This is a genomic window from Paenibacillus sp. TC-CSREp1 (assembly GCF_050171015.1).
Lineage (GTDB): Bacteria > Bacillota > Bacilli > Paenibacillales > Paenibacillaceae > Paenibacillus > Paenibacillus silvae.
Genome location: NZ_JBNOKM010000050.1, coordinates 1 through 1,064, shown reverse-complemented (window position 1 = coordinate 1,064; position 1,064 = coordinate 1). Strand labels below are relative to the sequence as shown.

Here is a 1,064-nt window from a genome sequence, read left to right as displayed (position 1 = left end):
GGCCTCCAGTGCGTGTTACCGCACCTTCACCCTGGACAGGGGTAGATCACCCGGTTTCGGGTCTACGTCCACGTACTACATCGCCCTATTCAGACTCGCTTTCGCTGCGGCTCCGGCTCTTCACCTTAACCTTGCACGGGAACGTAACTCGCCGGTTCATTCTACAAAAGGCACGCCATCACCCCTAAAACGGGCTCTGACTTTTTGTAAGCACACGGTTTCAGGTTCTATTTCACTCCCCTTCCGGGGTGCTTTTCACCTTTCCCTCACGGTACTGCTTCACTATCGGTCGCTAGGAAGTATTTAGCCTTGGCAGATGGTCCTGCCGGATTCATACGGGGTTTCACGTGCCCCGCACTACTCGGGATCCGTCTCGGAGGGAACAGACTTTCAACTACAGGGCTTTTACCTTCTTTGGCGGGCCTTTCCAGACCTCTTCGTTTAACCGGCTCCTTTGTAACTCCATGTGAGACGTCCCACAACCCCAAAGAGCAAGCTCTCTGGTTTGGGCTTCTCCGCGTTCGCTCGCCGCTACTGACGGAATCACTATTGTTTTCTCTTCCTCAGGGTACTTAGATGTTTCAGTTCCCCTGGTATGCCTCTACACAACCTATGTATTCAGTTGTGAGTAACTGGATATTACCCCAGCTGGGTTTCCCCATTCGGACATCCCCGGATCAAAGCTTGCTTACAGCTCCCCGAGGCAGTATCGTTGTTCGCCACGTCCTTCATCGGCTCCTAGCGCCTAGGCATCCTCCGTGTGCTCTTAGTAGCTTAACCATATTGCTCCGGTTTCGGTCGCTCGCTTCCCTTGTTTTGCTTCGCAAAGCCAAAAGTCGCTCCCACCCGATACCATCGCAACTGCAATTTCACTACCGTTTTTATTGAAACTTGTTCAACACAAGTTCAGCTAAAAAGGAATGTTCTAATTCGCGTTTGTTTCGTTTCGATATCTAGTTTTCAAAGAACAAGCTTGTAAAATCTTGTTGGTGGAGCCAAGCGGGATCGAACCGCTGACCTCCTGCTTGCAAGGCAGGCGCTCTCCCAGCTGAGCTATGGCCCCA

Annotated in this window: 1 tRNA gene and 1 rRNA gene; both read right to left on the bottom strand. The window is 51.9% G+C overall.

Annotated features, from left to right (window positions below):
• Positions 1-780: ribosomal RNA gene (locus ACQSGY_RS30685) — 23S ribosomal RNA — on the bottom strand; the annotation flags it as partial.
• Positions 781-987: 207 nt separating this feature from the next.
• A tRNA-Ala gene (locus ACQSGY_RS30680) sits at positions 988-1,063 on the bottom strand.
• Position 1,064 lies beyond the last annotated feature (1 nt).